At 35.7% G+C, this 16,524-nt stretch carries 11 protein-coding genes; 5 read left to right on the top strand and 6 right to left on the bottom strand.

All coding sequences use genetic code 11. The features are described from left to right. Positions 1-70 precede the first annotated feature (70 nt). The 5 genes from R1X58_RS04035 to R1X58_RS04015 all read left to right on the top strand — a co-directional run bounded on the left by R1X58_RS04035 (position 71) and on the right by R1X58_RS04015 (position 6,944). Positions 71-856 carry a gluconate 5-dehydrogenase gene (locus R1X58_RS04035; RefSeq protein ID WP_240572072.1) on the top strand — a complete coding sequence of 262 codons (786 nt, stop codon included), beginning with the start codon at positions 71-73 and terminating at the stop codon, positions 854-856. A 31-nt stretch (positions 857-887) separates the two neighbouring features. Next, complete coding sequence (uxaC, locus tag R1X58_RS04030; protein WP_240572071.1) at positions 888-2,288, top strand: glucuronate isomerase; 1,401 nt, start codon at positions 888-890, stop codon at positions 2,286-2,288. A 79-nt stretch (positions 2,289-2,367) separates the two neighbouring features. Then, on the top strand, positions 2,368-3,816 hold the full coding sequence (locus tag R1X58_RS04025; RefSeq protein ID WP_240572070.1) for an MFS transporter: 1,449 nt from the start codon (positions 2,368-2,370) through the stop codon (positions 3,814-3,816). Positions 3,817-3,858: 42 nt separating this feature from the next. Next, on the top strand, positions 3,859-5,304 hold the full coding sequence (locus R1X58_RS04020) for a tagaturonate reductase (RefSeq protein WP_240572674.1): 1,446 nt from the start codon (positions 3,859-3,861) through the stop codon (positions 5,302-5,304). A gap of 32 nt (positions 5,305-5,336) precedes the next feature. After that, positions 5,337-6,944, top strand: a complete 1,608-nt coding sequence (locus tag R1X58_RS04015; RefSeq protein WP_240572069.1) for a UxaA family hydrolase — start codon at positions 5,337-5,339, stop codon at positions 6,942-6,944. Positions 6,945-7,024: 80 nt separating this feature from the next. Here the strand turns inward: R1X58_RS04015 and R1X58_RS04010 are convergent, their stop codons facing one another. From R1X58_RS04010 to R1X58_RS03985, 6 genes are all read right to left on the bottom strand, one after another. Beyond that, positions 7,025-8,065 (bottom strand): LacI family DNA-binding transcriptional regulator, encoded by a 1,041-nt coding sequence (locus tag R1X58_RS04010; protein ID WP_240572068.1) that lies wholly within the window; start codon positions 8,063-8,065, stop codon positions 7,025-7,027. 281 nt (positions 8,066-8,346) lie between these two features. Then, positions 8,347-9,384 (bottom strand): LacI family DNA-binding transcriptional regulator, encoded by a 1,038-nt coding sequence (locus tag R1X58_RS04005; protein WP_240572673.1) that lies wholly within the window; start codon positions 9,382-9,384, stop codon positions 8,347-8,349. 137 nt (positions 9,385-9,521) lie between these two features. Next, entirely contained in the window at positions 9,522-11,315 is a 1,794-nt protein-coding gene (locus R1X58_RS04000; RefSeq protein ID WP_240572067.1) for a prolyl oligopeptidase family serine peptidase, read from the bottom strand. A gap of 19 nt (positions 11,316-11,334) precedes the next feature. After that, positions 11,335-12,459 carry a glycoside hydrolase family 88/105 protein gene (locus R1X58_RS03995; RefSeq protein ID WP_240572066.1) on the bottom strand — a complete coding sequence of 375 codons (1,125 nt, stop codon included), beginning with the start codon at positions 12,457-12,459 and terminating at the stop codon, positions 11,335-11,337. A 10-nt stretch (positions 12,460-12,469) separates the two neighbouring features. Next, positions 12,470-15,208 carry a glycosyl hydrolase gene (locus tag R1X58_RS03990; protein WP_240572065.1) on the bottom strand — a complete coding sequence of 913 codons (2,739 nt, stop codon included), beginning with the start codon at positions 15,206-15,208 and terminating at the stop codon, positions 12,470-12,472. Positions 15,209-15,232: 24 nt separating this feature from the next. Continuing rightward, entirely contained in the window at positions 15,233-16,474 is a 1,242-nt protein-coding gene (locus R1X58_RS03985; RefSeq protein ID WP_240572064.1) for an oligogalacturonate lyase family protein, read from the bottom strand. Positions 16,475-16,524 lie beyond the last annotated feature (50 nt).

The following is a 16,524-nucleotide window of genomic DNA, read 5'->3' as shown; positions in this document are numbered from 1 at the left end:
TGTTTTTTAATAGATTAAAGCCTAAAATTATAAAGGATTTTTACTAAAGGAAACAAATTAATATAAGACAATGAATTTATTTAATTTAAAAGGAAAAAGAGCACTTATTACAGGAGGTACTCATGGTTTAGGAATGGCTATGGCCGATGGACTTGCAAGTGCTGGTGCCGAGCTTGTTATAACGGGAACAACCCCATCTAAGATGGAAGACGCTCTAAATCACTACAGAGGTCAAGGGTTTACTGCTTCAGGATATTTATTTGACGTTACAAACGAAGAAGATGCTAAAAAGCATATGGATATTATCGCAAAAGAAATTGGTGATATTCATATTTTGGTTAATAATGCCGGAATTATTAAAAGAGAGTTGGCAATTACTATGCCGGTTGAAGATTTCAGACGTGTAATAGATGTGGATTTGGTAGGACCTTTTATTATGTCGCAGTTGGTTGCTAAGCAAATGATTGAGCGTAAAGAAGGAAAAATTATCAATATCTGCTCTATGATGAGTGAACTTGGTAGAAATAGCGTTTCTGCTTATGCAGCAGCAAAAGGCGGCTTAAAAATGTTAACCCAAAACTTAGCTACCGAGTGGGCTAAGCACAATATACAAGTAAATGGTATTGGACCTGGTTATTTTGCAACCAGTCAAACAGAACCTATTCGTGTTGATGGTCACCCATTCAATGAATTTATTATAAACAGGACCCCTGCTGCACGTTGGGGAGATCCTGAAGATTTAGCTGGAGCAGCTATCTTTTTAGCTTCTAAGGCTAGTGATTTTGTAAACGGCCAGGTCGTTTATGTTGATGGTGGTATTCTTGCTACTATTGGAAAGCCATCAAACGAAGACTAAATAAAAGACAAATTATTATTAAGAAATTAAAATGAGCAAAACATTCATTCACGACAATTTTCTATTAGAAAATAAGTATGCTGAAGAGTTATACCACGAGTACTCAAAAAATCAGCCTATTATCGATTATCACAATCACCTGCCACCACAACAAATAGCAGAGGATAAGACGTTTAACAATATTACAAATGTTTGGATTAATGGCGACCATTACAAATGGAGAGCTATGCGAACTTTAGGTGTAAACGAAAAGTTTATAACTGGAGACGGTTCAGATAAAGACAAGTTTTTAAACTGGGCTAAAACGGTACCTTACACCATGCGTAATCCTTTATACCACTGGACGCATTTAGAGTTAACGAGATATTTTGGTATCACCGATTTATTAAGTGAAAAAACAGCTGAAAAAGTATGGGATCAAACTCAGGAGCAGTTAACTTCAGGAAGTTACAGCTGTCGTCAGTTATTAAATAAGGTAAATGCAGAGGTTGTTTGTACTACAGAAGATCCTATCGATACTTTAGAGCATCATCAAGCTTTGGCTAAGTCTGATTATAACGTAAAGGTAAGTACGGCATTCCGTCCTGATAAAGCTATTTTAATCAATGCCGACGGGTACAATGAGTATGTAAACGCCTTAGGTAAATCGGCTGAAGTTGAAATCAATTCTTATGATGATTTACTTAGCGCTTTAAGAAAGCGTATTGAATATTTTAATGCAAACGGGTGTTCTTTATGTGACCACGGATTAGATCAAATCTATTTCGAAGCTTATACTGAAGCTGAAGTTAAAGCCATTTTTGCGAAGAAAAGAGAAGGAAAAGATCTAACAAACGAGGAAGCATTAAAATTCCAAAGTGCTATTTTAGTATATTTATGTGAAACCTACCATGAATTTGGATGGGTACAACAATTTCACTTAGGAGCTTTAAGAAACAATAACGCACGTATGCACCGCATTCTAGGTCCTGATACTGGTTGGGATTCTATTGGTGATTATCCGCAAGCACAAAAATTATCTGCATTCTTAAATGCTTTAGATAGTAAAGATAAATTAACTAAAACGATTATTTATAACTTAAACCCTGCCGATAATGAAGTTATGGCAACCATGATTGGTAACTTTAACGATGGTAGTGTAAGAGGTAAGGTGCAGTTTGGTTCCGGATGGTGGTTCTTAGACCAGAAAGACGGGATGACAAAACAGTTAAACGCTTTATCTAATATGGGATTAATTAGTTGTTTTGTTGGTATGTTAACAGATTCAAGAAGTTTCTTATCATTCCCAAGACACGAATATTTCAGACGTATTTTATGTAATCTTTTAGGAGATGAAATACAACGCGGCGAATTACCAAACGATATGGAATGGATTGGTAAAATGGTTTCGGATATCAGTTATTTCAATGCAAAAGAATATTTCAAATTTTAAATAGAATTAAGAGCTTTAAGCTAAATAAGTTCAAATGAAAATTTTAAATTTATTTAAATACCAAATAAACTAATTTATTATGAATGAAAACACAAAAGTAAAAGCAACGAAGTATAGATGGACCATCTGCGGACTTCTATTCATGGCAACCACCATAAATTATTTAGACAGGCAAGTACTTTCCCTAACATGGAAAGATTTTATAGCTCCTGAATTTAACTGGACTAACAACGATTATGGAAACATAACGGCGTTATTCTCTATTTTTTATGCCATTTCTTTAATATTCGCAGGTCGTTTTGTTGATATTTTAGATACCAAAAAAGGATTTTTATGGGCTATCGGAGTTTGGTCTGTTGGTGCTTGTTTGCATGCTTTTGCAGGTATTGCTACTTCTGGATATATAACAGGACATTGGTTTGTAGGTTTTGAAGAAGCAAAGGAAATTATTGGTACAATTAACGATACAGGTTTAGTAATTTCTGTAAGTGTAACCTTGTTTATTTTTGCTCGATTTGTTTTAGCATTAGGTGAAGCAGGAAACTTTCCGGCAGCTATTAAAACAACCGCAGAATATTTCCCGAAGAAAGACCGTGCGTTCTCAACAAGTATTTTTAATGCAGGAGCAACAGTAGGTGCTTTAGCTGCGCCAATTTCAATTCCTTTTATTGCTGAAGCTTATGGTTGGGAAATGGCCTTTATTATTATTGGTGCTTTAGGTTTTGTATGGATGGGCTTCTGGGTGTTTATGTATGATAAACCAGAGAAAAGTAAACATGTAAATGCAGCCGAGTTAGAATATATTCAGCAAGATGATCTTGAGGATAGTAAAATTGAAGGTTATGTTCCTGAAAACACAAAGAAAATATCGTTAGCAGATTGTTTCAAATACAAACAAACCTGGGCTTTTGCTTTTGGTAAATTTATGACCGATGGTGTTTGGTGGTTTTTCTTATTCTGGACACCGGCGTATTTAAGTTCGGTTTATGGCATGGATTCTACCGAAGCAGCCTTCCCGTTATTTATTTTATACGCCATAACACTACTTTCAATTATCGGGGGGTGGTTACCAACGTATTTCGTTGAGAAAAAAGGAATGAATCCTTATGCGGGTAGAATGAGAGCGATGTTAATTTTTGCATTTTTTCCATTATTAGCTTTAGTTGCTCAGCCTCTAGGACATTACACTTACTGGATTCCTGTTATCATTATTGGTATAGCTGGTGCAGCTCACCAGGCTTGGTCTGCGAACATTTTTACAACAGTAGGAGATATGTTCCCTAAAAAAGCCATTGCAACCGTTACCGGAATTGGTGGTTTAGCTGGTGGTATTGGTTCAACTCTTATTAATAAAGGATCTGGTCTTTTATTCGATTTTAGTGCTAATACCAATATGTCTTTCTTTGGATTTAAAGGCATAGAAGCAGGATATTTTATCATTTTCTCAATATGTGCTGTTTGTTACTTAATAGGGTGGAGTGTAATGAAAACATTGGTTCCAAAATACAGCCCTATTACAGATATGTAACAAATAATTTCAATGAATAATTATTAATTAAATATGTCAACAATAAAAAAATTAAATAGAGCAAACGTTGGACTTGAAGAAAAACGTCCGATTAAAATAGTACAGTTTGGTGAAGGAAACTTTTTAAGAGCCTTCATCGGTTACGCGATTCAAGAGTTGAATAAGAAAGCAGATTTTAATGCCGGAATTGCCGTTGTACAACCTATCGACAGAGGTTTAGTAAACATGCTAAACGATCAGGATGGACTATATACGCTTTTCATGAAGGGTATTAAAAAAGGTGAAGAAATTCAGGAAGTTGAATTAATCGATAATATTGTAAAAGGGGTAGATCCTTACGCTAATTTTGGTGAGTATTTAAGTTTAGCAAAAGAAGAGACGTTAGAATTTATCATTTCTAATACTACTGAAGCTGGTATTGCTTACGTTGAAAGCGATACTGCCGAAATGCAACCACCAAGTTCTTTCCCAGCTAAGTTAACAGTACTTTTACACGAAAGATTTAAGCACTTTAATGGAGATGCAAGCAAAGGATTAACTATTATTCCTTGTGAGTTAATCAATCACAACTCAGAAACCTTAAAAGAAATCATTTTAAAATACATCGCCGATTGGAATTTAGGTGACGATTTTAAAAACTGGATTTTAGAGCATAATGCTTTCCACAGTACCTTAGTAGATAGAATTGTACCAGGATATCCAAAAGATGAAATTGAAGCATACAATGGACAGTTAGATTATGCAGATAATTTAATTGTAGCTGCAGAGGTATTCCTATTGTGGGTTATTGAAGGTGGAGACGATTTAAAAGCGAAATTACCATTCGATAAAACCAATCTTGATGTTAAGATTGTAGACGATATGCAACCTTACCGCACGCGTAAAGTACGTATCTTAAACGGAGCGCATACAGCAATGGTACCGTTCTCTTACTTATACGGAAACAGAACTGTAAAGCAATCTGTTGATAACGACTTTACTGGTGAGTTTATTAACAAAGCCGTTTTCAACGAAATTATCGATACTTTAGAAATGGATCGCGAGGAGTTAAATAGCTTCGCTGAAGAGATTTTCGATCGTTTTAGAAATCCATTCATTATTCATAACTTATCAAGCATTGCTTTAAATTCAATTTCTAAATTTACAGTACGTGTATTGCCAAGTTTATTAGGGTATGTAGATGTTCACGGAAAAGTGCCAGCAAACTTAACATTTGCATTTGCATCTTTAATTCGTTTCTATAAAGGTTCTTGGAATGGAGAAGAATTACCAGTACAGGATAGTGCAGATATCGTAGCTAAATTTGCTGAAATCTGGAAATCTAACGATTATACTCAGGTGGCAAACGATGTATTGTCTATTGAAGAATACTGGGGACAAGATTTAACAAAAGTTGAAAATTTAACTAATGCTGTTGCTTTAGCTTTAGAAGAAATTGAAGCTAACGGTATTGAAGCTGGTTACGCAAATTACAGCGCGAAACTTTAATTATTAAAAGTTAACGAAATACATTTTTTAAAATGCAAAAGAAAATCATAAAAGTAAATGCGCCCGATAATGTTGCGGTAGCATTGGTGGATTTAAAGGCTGGAGACGTTGTTTCTTTTGAAGGAGAAGATATAAAAGTACTTTCAGATACAAAATCGAAGCACAAAATTGCTTTACAACGTTTTGAGCCGGGAGACCGTATCATCATGTATAGCGTATTAGTAGGTTCGGCGAATGGCGTTATTGAAAAAGGTGATGTATTAACCACCGAAAACGTAAAACACCAAAGCGAGAAAGTATCAGGAAGAACAGAAACTGTTCAGTGGACAGCTCCTAACGTAGAGAAATGGCAGGATAAATCCTTTATGGGGTATCACCGCGAAGATGGGCAGGTAGGAACAGAAAATGTATGGTTGTTTTTCCCATTAGTATTTTGCGAAAACCGTAACATTGAAATCTTAAAAGACGTTTTTGAACGCGAACTTTTAAAACAAAAGGTGAACCCTCACCAGATGTTATTACGTTCTCTAGTTAGTGGGAGCGATGAATCTGCTGTTGCAGAACAGTCAACCGATGTTTTCGATAATATCGATGTGAAATTCATTACGCACCCGGGTGGTTGTGGAGGTATCCGTCAGGATTCTGAGAGCTTAGCGAAGTTATTAGCAGGGTATGTGAATAACCCGAACGTTGCTGGATGTACCGTATTAAGTTTAGGGTGTCAAAACCTTCAAATTAGTGTGTTCAAAGAAGCTTTAGATGCTATTAACCCAAATTTAAACAAACCTGTTTTAATTTACGAACAGCAACAAATGGGTACGGTAGATGAGATGTTAACAGCGATTGTTAAAGATTCTTTTGAAGCCATTAAAGAAGCCAATAAAATTGAACGTCAGCCAGCACCGTTATCGAAATTAAGAGTTGGTTTAGAATGTGGTGGATCTGATGGTTTCTCTGGTATTTCTGCAAACCCGACTTTAGGAGCGGTTTCAGATTTATTAGTAGCCCTTAACGGAACTGCAGTTTTAGCTGAATTCCCTGAATTATGTGGTGTTGAGCAGGAATTAGTAAACCGTTGTGTTGATGATGCCGATGGAGAGAAGTTCTTAGACTTAATGAAAGCTTACGAGAAATCGGTTGTTGATGCTGGTTCAGGTTTCGATATGAATCCGTCGCCAGGTAACATTAAAGATGGTTTAATTACCGATGCTATGAAATCGGCTGGAGCAGCTAAAAAAGGAGGAACTTCTCCTGTAAAAGACGTTTTAGATTACGGAGAATATATTTCTAAGCCTGGATTAAACTTATTGTGTACGCCTGGAAATGATGTAGAGAGTACAACAGGTCTTGTGGGTTCTGGAGCTAATGTGGTATTATTCACTACAGGTTTAGGAACGCCAACAGGTAACCCAATTGCTCCAATCATTAAAGTGTCATCTAACACTGAGTTAAAGGAAAAAATGCCGGATATTATCGATATTGAAACCGGAGCCGTTATTCGTGGTGAAAAGACCATTGATGAAATGGCAGAAGAGATGTTAGATTTCATCATTGAAGTTGCCAGCGGAAGAATTCAAACAAAAGCCAAATTATTAAATCAAAACGATTTTATTCCTTGGCGAAGAGGAGTATCTTTGTAATGGATATTTTAAATTTATAAACCATAAAAAAGCCACACTTTAAGTGTGGCTTTTTTATGGTTAATAAGGATTTTAGATAATTAAGCTTTGTCTGGTATCTGAGTTTTAAGTGATGATTTTCTAACGATAAGTTCCGGTGTTAGTACCACTTGTTTTTCAGACTTTATACGTTTATCATTATTAACTTCTTCTAAAAATACCTGAGCAGTAAGACGCCCCATTTCTATTGGAGACTGATCTACTGATGTAATAGAGAGTTCCATAAATCGGGTAAACGGCTCATTACTGAAACCAACAACACTAATATCTTCCGGAATTCTTAAGCCATGTGCCTTAATTTCCTGGATAGCACCTAATGCTGTAAAGTCACTTGAAGAGAACACTGCATCTGGCCTCTGTTTTATTTCCAATAATTTCTTCATCGTTTTTCTGCCTTCCAGTACCTTACTGTGAGTTTCTATAACCAAACTTTCATCAAAGTCAAGTCCACTATCTAAAATAGCCTGTTTATACCCTAGATAACGATTTTTAAAAATTAAAATTGATCGGTCGTTAGACAAATGTGCTATGCGTTTATAGCCTTGATCGATTAAATGTTTAGTTGCATCATATGCTCCTTTAAAATCGTCTATTGTTACCGAACTGATACCTTTAAGATCTTTTTTTCTATCGAAAAATATAAGAGGTACATTTTTTTTGATAAGGGCATTAAAACTATCATCATTTCCATTTTGTGCATTAGAAATAGACATTAAAATACCATCAACCTGAGCATTTAGTAGAGAATTGATGTTTTCTGTTTCTAAATCCTTTTGATCATGTGTTTGACAAATGATAACATGATAGCCTTGCGGGTAAAGTTCTTCTTCGATTCCCCTGATGACTGATGCAAAGAAGTTGCTATCTATACGAGGCACAATAACCCCAACATTATAGCTTTTTCCACTTTTTAGGGCCTGAGCAAGTTTGTTTTGCTCATAGTTCATTTCTTTTGCAGTTTCGCTAACTAATTTACGAGTGGCCTCGCTTATTTTTGAATTCCCATTTAAAGCTCTCGATACTGTAGCGGCAGTTATGTTAAGCCTTTTTGCTATATCGTAAATGGTGGTCTTTTTCTTCATGCACTTATTTGGTTGAGTTGGTAAAAGTACACTAAATAATAGTGTTTGTGGTGGTTATGTTTATTTTGACTGGCAGAAGTACAAGTATGTGCTTTAGATTTTTAAGCTAAGAGCTTTCTTTATGGTTTGTGAATATTATCAATTTATTAAGGTTTTAGATTAATATTTGTTTAGTTGGTATTATATTATGTAGTTTTTTTAGAATTTGTTGCAATATATAAATATTTTTCTATTTTTGTGTAATCGATTGCAAATTTAATTTAAAAATTTTGCCTGTAGGATTATTGATTAATTAAAATTGATTTTAAAGATGATTTTCTAATTATAAGTTCAGGAGCCAGAATGACTTGCTTTTCGGATTTAATCTTTGCGCTGTTTTGTACTTCATCTAAAAATACATTAGCAGCAATGCGTCCCATTTCCAAGGGTGATTGGTCTACAGATGTAATAGAAAGTTCCATGAACTGAGAAAAAGGTTCGTTACTAAAACCTGTAACACAAATATCTTCCGGGATTCTTAAGTCATTACCTTTAATTTCTTTAATAGCTCCAAGTGCCGAAAAATCGCAGGAGGCAAAAATACCATCTGGTCTTTGGTTCAGATTTAGTAGTTTTTGTGCGCTTTTTCGGGCTTCATCCACTTTACTTACCGTTTCAACAACTAAACGGTCATCAAATTCTAAACCTGCATCTAAAATAGCTTGTTTGTAGCCTAAAAAACGATTCTGGAAAATTTCTAAAGATCTGTCGTTACAAAGGTGAGCTATACGTTTACAGCCTTGTTCAACGAGGTGTTGCGTGGCTAAATAAGCGCCTTTAAAGTCATCTATAGTCACTGAACTTACTCCTTTGATATCTTTTTTTCTGTCGAAAAAAATGAGAGGCACATGTTTTTTTAATAAGTTTTTAAATGTTGTATTATTTTCAATATTTGAATTAGAAATCGACATTAAAATGCCATCAACCTGGGCGTTTAATAAAGAGGTAATGTTTTCAATTTCTAAATTCTCCTGATCATGAGTTTGACAAATAATTACATGATACCCTTTTGGGTATAATTCTTCTTCTATGCCTCTAATAACCGATGCAAAAAAGTTACTATTTATGTAAGGTACAATAACACCAACATTAAAACTTTTACCACTTTTTAGAGCCTGAGCAAGTTTGTTTTGCTCATAGTTCATTTTTTTTGCAGTTTCGATAATCAATTCTTTTGTCGCTTCTTTTACCCTAGGACTATCATTTAATGCTCTCGATACAGTGGCAGCAGTAATATTTAGTTCTTTAGCTATATCGTATATGGTTGTTTTTTTTGGCATGATTTCATGTGGATATACTAGCAAAGTATATTTTTAAAAATGACCTTAATATCATTAACTTTAATTATTTAATGATATTAAGGTCATTTTATTTATTCTTTATTTTTCAGCAAAGTAAAAACTTCTTTCATATTTAACTATTGTTTTTTTAATTTTTGAAATTCTTCTTGAGATATAGTAAAAACGGTTCCGTGTCTTGTGCCTTTAGGAAATTCGATTTTATCTGAAATATCTTCCCAGTGTTTTAAATCAGTTGATTGCACAGCACCGTATTTATGATCGGTATATTTGTCGAAATAAACCACCCATTTTCCATCAATATTTATGGCTGTTGGACCTTCTGCCCAATATTTTCCTGTGATTGGAGCGCTGGCTTCTGAATAATTACCATCTAGTTTGTTGCTAAACGCTACTTTTAAGTTCTTTTGAATTGGCTTTTTGGTTTCGTCTTTTAAGAACATCACGAATTTATCATCAATAACTTTTTTAATGGTCCCATCGATTACATTAAATCCTGGTTCGTAAAACAGCTTTGTAGGTGTGAATGTTTCAAAATCTTTTGTTTTCGTGAAATACATCCTGTGATTATAACCATTGTCTTCGGTAGATTGCGTTTCTGGAAATTTGCCAATAATGGTTGTCGCCCAATATATGATGTATTCTTTAGTTTTATTGTTATATGTTATTTCTGGAGCCCAGGTATTTCTGGCGCCTTCTTCGTGAGCCATTACAGGAATGAATTTTTGCTCAGACCAGTTAATTAAATCCTTTGAAGAGGCGTAACCAATACCTTTATCGGTCCAGCTTACCGTCCAGACCATATGGAAAAGTCCGTCACCACCTCTTATAATACAAGGGTCGCGCATCAATTTATCTTTTCCGACTTCGGGGGTTAAGAACGATTGGTCGTTTTTAAGTGATTGCCATTTATAGCCGTTTTCACTATAAGCCAGATGTAAGCCATCTTCTCCATTTCCTTTAAAATACGAAAACATATAAACCGGTTTTTCAGTAATAAATTTGTTATGTCTCAACCAGTTTTCGCAAGCTTCCGGCCATTGGGTGTGTGTACCTATTCTGCCTAAACCAAAACCGTGACCACCGTCTTCGTAAATATGCATTTCCGCAGGAACTTTATGTTCTTTTAAAGCCATATAATAGTTGATGCTGTTTTCAACCGGAACAGCACCGTCGTTGGTGGCGTGAATTAAAATGGTAGGAGGGGTGTTTTCGTTAACCTGTTTTTCGTTTGAATATTTTTCAATCAATGCTTTTGTAGCATTTTTGCCTAATAAGTTTACTTTAGAACCATTATGTGTAATGTCATCTTCCATAGAAATAACCGGGTAAATAAGCATAGAAAAATCTGGTCGCGCACTAATATCATCAGCTTTATAAACTTTTTCGTTAAAATGGGTAGACGCTGTTGAAGCTAAATGTCCACCAGCAGAAAAGCCTATAATGCCTATTTTATTAACATCAAGATGCCATTTATCTGCATTTCTGCGTAAGGTTCTAATCGCTTCTTGGGCGTCCTGCAAAGGGCCAATTGTTTTTTCTTTCATAATGGCATCACTCGGTAAACGATATTTTAATACAAAGGCCGAAATGCCTAAGGAATTTAACCATTCGGCAATTTTATCACCTTCTTTTATATGCGCTAAAACACTGTAACCACCACCTGGACAAATAATCACCGCTGGATTTTCTGGATTTGTATTTCCAACCAAAAATGGTTTGAGGGTCGGAATAGAAACTAAACGAATAGCATTGGGATTTCCGTTTGAATCTAATCGAAATTCTTCTTTATAATCTTTATTATCGATAGCGTTAGGAATGTTATCCCATAGTGGAATTTCATTATTTTGAGCATTGATCTTAATAATTATTGCGGAAAGTAGAAGCGTAATTAAGTAGTTAAGTTTAACCATTATTTTTATTTTCAATTCATTACTTCATTCTATAAATTTCGGCACCAGCTAAAAGAAAACAACCTAAACCATAATCTTCAAAATCTGGTACTTTGGTGTACGATAAAGGCATGCCATCTTTAGGTTCTTTTCCAGTAGATTGCAAATAACCAAGGAATCCGTTGTCGTTTAAAGCTTCATGAATAATACCATTCCAACCTTTTTCAATTACAGGCAAATACTTGTCTTTGCTTAAAATACCATTGTTAACCCCGTAGGCCATGCCGTAAATAAATAAGGCAGTCCCAGAAGTTTCTTTACCTCCAAAATGTGAAGGATCGTGTAAACTTACATTCCAAAAACCATCGTTACGCTGAATAGGTACTAAAGCTTCGGCCATAGCTTTTAAATCTTTTATGTATTGATCGCGGTGAGGCGCATCTTCCGGGATGATGGATAATACTTTTGCTAAAGCACCAATAACCCAGCCGTTACCACGACTCCAGTAGCAGTCTTCGCCATTAGGTTCGGTGTATGGCGGATCGAAATCGGCATCGCGCCACCAAAGGCCATCTTTAGGATTGTAAAGGCCGTTGTCGCCATGTTTATCTCTGGTGTACATATACATTTCGTACATTTTTTCGAAATAGCGTGTATCATTTTCTAAAACACCTAATTTAGCAAACACCGGCATGCCCATTTGTATAGCATCAATCCAAGACCAGTCGTCCAATTGAGGGGTATTCATAAGCATGTTTATACAAGCCTTCGTGTTTCTTAATTTTTTAGAATCGGGTTCTAAATTGTATAAATCAATATAGGTTTGCGCTGCGCAATAATCATCGGCATTGCGGTTGGCATTACCATTTCTAAAACCCCAGTCATGGAATTCTGCCCAGTCGTAAGCATATTTGTAATAGGCTTCGTCAGGGTATATTTCGTATAAGGCCATTAATCCTTCGTAATATACGCCACGTGTCCAGATGTTACTAGGACGTTCTTTATTTGTGATAATCGTTTTACCTACATCCTGCCATTTTTCCATAAAGTATTTGTTGGCAAGTTGCATGTCTTCCAAGACTTCTTTTTTGTTGAAAGGTTGCTGAGCAAAACTTAATCCTGAAATTAATAGTCCTAAACTGAATGATATAAAAAGCTTTTTCATAAGATAAATGTTATTGTAATGTCTTTGTTAGTGGTGTTAAGGTTACAGGACCTAAAAGTCCGGAAGGCATCGGATTCCATAATGTGGCATCAAATTTTTGATAATCTTTATTTACCATGTTAATCTCGTAAAAGATTTTCCATTCTTCGCCTCTTAATTCTTTAGCGCGAATTCTGTTTGCAGGCAAATTGGTGACTTTTATTTTTAATTCGTTGTTTCCTTTTTTCAATTTGCCTAATTGAATATTGAAAGGCGCCGACCAGACATCTCCAATATATTTGCCATTTAACCAGACTTTGGCACTTTCGCGAACATCTCCTAAGTTTAGTTTCCAGTTATCTGCATCAATATCAGGAGTATTAAATTGAATTGTGTAAGAAGCTGTTCCTGAAAAAGCTTCAGCTTCGGGACTTAAAGTCGTCCAGGATTGTAATGAATCTATTGTTGTAGAAGCAGGAAGTTGTGGTCCACCTTTTTCAAAGTTGATAGTCCAAGAACCATTTAAAGGAATAGCTTCCGCAGAAGCGTTAAAATAATTCCAGTCGTTTTGAGACTTGCTGTTTTCGCTTTTAAGAATGTAAGATTTACCAGGCTCAATTTGAAGTTTTACAAGCGTTTGGTTCTCTTCTTTTTTAACGATAGCATTTCCAACATTGCGCGTTAAAGGATCTAAAATAATGACTTCTTTGTTGCCAATAGCAATTGGAAGGAAATCGTCTATAGTTTTAGATGTATGATTTACCAGATAGTAAATCTTTTCACCATCAATATCTCTTCTAATAAATTTCAACCCGCTTTCAACTAAGGTTTCAGGGTTTACATTTGCTGCTTTTAAATCTCTATATAAATCTGATGTCGTTTCAAATTCGTATTGGTTTTCAGAAATTAAATCTGATAAAATTTTGTTCTGGTTTTCAAAGTCATGAAATCCAGGAACCGATTCCGGCAAGCCTTCAAAAATTATATGTGCACCGGCTTGTTTTAACTCAAGTAGTTTTTTTAAGGTTTCAAGTGGCATAAACTCAGAATCCGGAACCACTATCGATTTATAAGTTCCGCCAGGTAATACAATCGAGCCATCTTTAACCGAAGCTTCAGCAATAAATTGATCGGAAATAAAATCGGTGTTATAACCTTTAGCCATTAAACTTTTACAGGTTTCATAAAATGGTGTGTCGTGAAGCCATTCGTCTAATGAGTGAATTTTAAACTGAAAGAATAAAGAGTTTTTTAAGTTTTTGCCCCAGGTATCGTAAATAGGCCAGTACAATAAAGTTTCGTTGTCCGGTTGCCCCGATTGCAGTATGGATTGACAATTAGCTATATATGAAAAAAGTGATGGTACATCTTCCCAAATGGTATTATTTGGGTTAAAGTTAACCGAAGCATAGAATTTCCATCCCGGCCAGGCTGCACGTTCCGGTGAGTACGTGGAACCATGCAAAAATACGTGGTTGATACCGTTAAGCATTAAATCTTCAACTTCGGGTTTACATTGTGATAAGGCTGTTTTAAAATGGTCGCGTAACCAGGTGAAGGTTTCCGATGAGGTTAATGGTTTTCCGGCAATATGCGCTGCCGATGATGAGAATTTTAACATTACCGGATCGGCATCGCCTTCACGTATGTCTTCTAATTCACGTCTGAAGCTAGGAATATCGTAAGGCATAGAGCCAAATGTTTCACATTCCGGAATATCGGCTGAAGCATATAAATCGATAAGATTTCCAGGAGAACCATGCGCTTGCAATTTTGTTTTATATTGTTTTGAATTTGCCCAGTCTGTCCACGGAACATTGAATTTATTTAGTAATAAATCTGATAAGGTTTCTCTGTAATCACTTTTAATACGGTTGCTAATATCGTTATCGGTAGTGTCTAGCAATTGTTGTAAATGTGGTAATAAATCGTAACCACGACGCGTTTTAAATGCATCAAAGAATTGAGGTGTAAATGTTGTGCCGTAAACCTCGTAACTATCATTAAAAATAGCACGAATTTTTCCGTCGAATCCAGTTAAAGCTTCATTAAAAGGTACGACGTATTCGTTTAGAGCATCGGTAGAGTAGTGGTCTAAGGTATAACCTTTACCGCCCGGTGCAGCTCGCTTAACCTGTTGGCGTGTTTTTCCGCTAAATACTGCATAAATCGTGTAATCGGAGTTGGTTGCTTGCCAGTTTAGCTTTTCGTTTTCTAGTTTGTCTGTTATCTCGGTTGCATTTCCATCAGTATCAAAAGTAATAACATGCAATAGCCTTGCTAACATGTGTTGTTTTTCATCCTTAGGTTTGATGGTTGTATTGATAGTTGCGCCTTTTTTTACTTCGTATTTTTCAACTAAAAGTTGGGTTGCAGCATGTTCAGGCGTGACTTGTGGTCCACCATAAGGCCATCCTGTTCCTAAAACCATATCGACACCCATATTCAAACTATCGGCTATATGAATGGTATAATCCAGAATATCCATGTATTTGGGAGACAGGAAGTCTATGAAATTTTCTTCTTCGCCTTTAACACCGTAAATAGGCGTGATTTCTACACCACCTAATCCTGCTTTTTCAAAAGCTATTAAGTGCGATTTAATGTTTGGTTTATCGACCGCACTTCCCATCCACCACCAGCGTGTCCAGGGTTTTGTGGTGTTGGTTTGCTCTGGCCATGGCGATTTTGAATCGGTGTCGAGTTCTTTACAATTAACAAGCGTAACGCAAGCTAATAGAAATAATATATATGAGTGTTGAATTTTCATTTAAAAGAATTGAATATATTTAGTTTAATGTTGATGTTTTGCGATATCGACAGCGTAAATTTGTGCACTTCCTTCGAAGTTAGCTCTAAAGATAATTTGTTTTCCGTCAGGAGAAAAATGCACATTTGGTTCTAAATCGTAGTTATGGTTTTTCATGTTCACTAGTTTTTCAGAAACTAAACTGTCTCCTTTTGGTGTAAAATGGTATAACCACATGCCGTCTTTAGCACGCGCTACTTGACCAGAATCTCCGCCATCGCCAGCAAATGTTTTCTGGTCGGGTGAAATGTTGTAATGAATGGACCATTCGTCTCGTTTTAATCCGTAGCGAGTTTCTTTTCCCGTTGCTAAATATTTGCCAGCAAGGTAAAATGTAACGCTTCTCGGAATTTGTAAATCGAACCAAATGGTTTTTCCGTCTGGGCTAAAAAATTCGTGTCCTGCAATTTCGCGATCCACGGTTCTTTTGTGAATTAATGCCGTGTCTTTCGTTTTAATATTGATGTTCCAAATTCTATTAACTTTATGCCACGGCCCTTCGTGACAATACATTAACAAATCTGGGTTAGTTGGTGAAAACTGAATGTGATTTAACCAGGCATTTTCAGAATAGATGTTACTTAAAGCTTTAGTGTTTACGTTAATAGTGACTAAACTACGTTCCAGTTTGGCTTCGTAAATCTTATCGAAATAACTGGATTTTTTAGGGTTCTTTTTAAAGATGTCGTTTTCTTCTTTGGTAATTAAAGCACCACCGAGTAGGGTTTCATCGGCATTTAAAGTAGTAACCGACCCAATAACGTCATCACTGAATTTATAAATAAATTCGGTTTCGTGTGTGTCGATATGCGTGGCAAATACACTGTCTTTTATCATGTAAAAGACTTTTCGGGTTTTCGAACCTAAAATTTCACCGCGTTTGCTTCCGTTTTTGTGGGTGATTTGCTGAACTTCTTTAGTATTCAAATTGACGGTGAAAAACTGATTTCCAATTTCAGAAGAACCGGAAAAAATCATTAAATCTTCAGTCCCGTCTTCCGATTTTAAAAACGGGTTATTATGAAAGTAAAAACTTCGGTTGTCTCCTATTCTGTCTATTAGTTTTTCGACTTTATGACCAGTAATAGAATCGATCCAGATTTTTGCAACAGAACTTGCTTTGCCTGTTTCTATCACTGGAATTTGGTTTTCCGCTTTTGAATTATTCGATTTACATGAAACAGAAATAATTAGTAAAAGGGTTAATAAATATGTTAAAGGTCTCATTGGTTTAGTTTTAGTTGAAGGCGTATGTTTTATGTTTTCATTTGTAATTA

Source organism: Aestuariibaculum lutulentum (assembly GCF_032926325.1).
Classification (GTDB): domain Bacteria; phylum Bacteroidota; class Bacteroidia; order Flavobacteriales; family Flavobacteriaceae; genus Aestuariibaculum; species Aestuariibaculum lutulentum.
This window is presented reverse-complemented; position numbering and strand designations above follow the sequence as displayed.

What these genes read in the sequence shown, in the direction of transcription:
- R1X58_RS04010 (WP_240572068.1), bottom strand. Translation starts at nt 8,065, where the DNA reads ATGAAGAAAAAGACCACCATTTACGATATAGCAAAAAGGCTTAACATA.
- R1X58_RS04035 (WP_240572072.1), top strand. Translation starts at nt 71, where the DNA reads ATGAATTTATTTAATTTAAAAGGAAAAAGAGCACTTATTACAGGAGGT.
- R1X58_RS04000 (WP_240572067.1), bottom strand. Translation starts at nt 11,315, where the DNA reads ATGGTTAAACTTAACTACTTAATTACGCTTCTACTTTCCGCAATAATT.
- R1X58_RS04015 (WP_240572069.1), top strand. Translation starts at nt 5,337, where the DNA reads ATGCAAAAGAAAATCATAAAAGTAAATGCGCCCGATAATGTTGCGGTA.
- R1X58_RS03990 (WP_240572065.1), bottom strand. Translation starts at nt 15,208, where the DNA reads ATGAAAATTCAACACTCATATATATTATTTCTATTAGCTTGCGTTACG.
- R1X58_RS03985 (WP_240572064.1), bottom strand. Translation starts at nt 16,474, where the DNA reads ATGAGACCTTTAACATATTTATTAACCCTTTTACTAATTATTTCTGTT.
- uxaC (WP_240572071.1), top strand. Translation starts at nt 888, where the DNA reads ATGAGCAAAACATTCATTCACGACAATTTTCTATTAGAAAATAAGTAT.
- R1X58_RS04025 (WP_240572070.1), top strand. Translation starts at nt 2,368, where the DNA reads ATGAATGAAAACACAAAAGTAAAAGCAACGAAGTATAGATGGACCATC.
- R1X58_RS03995 (WP_240572066.1), bottom strand. Translation starts at nt 12,459, where the DNA reads ATGAAAAAGCTTTTTATATCATTCAGTTTAGGACTATTAATTTCAGGA.
- R1X58_RS04005 (WP_240572673.1), bottom strand. Translation starts at nt 9,384, where the DNA reads ATGCCAAAAAAAACAACCATATACGATATAGCTAAAGAACTAAATATT.